Source organism: Endozoicomonas sp. SESOKO3, assembly GCF_024606255.1.
Window position 1 is genome coordinate 1 of sequence record NZ_JAHHPR010000195.1, and the last position, 1,032, is coordinate 1,032.

1 protein-coding gene is annotated in these 1,032 nt (G+C 49.0%); it reads left to right on the plus strand.

The genetic code is table 11. The annotated features are described in order from the left end of the window. Nucleotides 1-1,032: DUF3971 domain-containing protein (locus KDK18_RS03345; protein WP_257253206.1), on the plus strand; the 1,032-nt coding region annotated here is incomplete at both ends.

Below are 1,032 nucleotides of genomic sequence, written 5' to 3' on the forward strand. Positions count from 1 at the left end.
ATTTACACGACTTCGGTAAGCTCTGTTGATCTGGCAGCCCTTAAATCTTTTCTGGTCAGTACCCAGTTAATGCCAGAGCTGGCTGATGAACTCTTCACTATTCTTAACCCGGCTGGTGAGCTGGATAACATTTCTGCCCAATATTTTCCCGATAAGCCGCTGCGAGAGCGGCTGGATCTTTCTGCGAATCTGAACAACGTTTCAGTAGATGCCTGGAAAGGAGCACCGTCTGCATCAAACGTCAATGGATATCTAAAAATGGGCACGATCAGCGGTTACTTCGACCTGGAAACAGAAAATTTCACTCTGGGGCTGACCGAAGTCTTTCGTAAGGTCTGGCACTATGATAGTGCCAAAGCAAAGCTTAGCTGGGACGTTCTGGATAAGGAGGATTTCTTTCAGCTGAGTAGCGACGATATCACCTTAAAAGCCCCCGAGGGTGATCTTAGTGGTCAGCTGAGACTGGATATTCCTCTGGATGGGAAGGAGCCCATTGTCATGGACCTGAATGTGGGCATGAAAAATGGTGATGCCAGCTATGCTCCGAAATACCTTCCCAGCCAGCTGTCTGCGCTTTCAAAAGAGCTGGTCACGTGGCTTGATACCAGTATCAAAGGGGCAGAAGTCTATGAAGGACGTTTCACCTATGATGGCCCGCTGGAGGACACTGACGACCCTGATGATGTGAAGTGGGGACTCTATTTCGATGTCAATAAAGCGCGCCTGGATTATCACCCTGACTGGCCTGAAGTCTATGACGCCCGGGGGCAGATCTGGGTGGATAACGACAATATAAAGATTGATATTGTGTCGGCAAAGTTACTGGATGCAAAACTCAGCAATGTCCAGGCTGATCTGGCACTGGATAAAAATCTGGATTTGAACATCTCCGGTCAGGTGGCCGCTCTTGGTCAGGATCTGGAAAAGCTCTTGACTGAAACCCCAATTAATAAGCGGCTGAAGGGAGAAGCAAAGAACTGGACGATTCGCGGAGACCTGGATGGCAGCGTCCAGTTGATGATTCCACTGGAG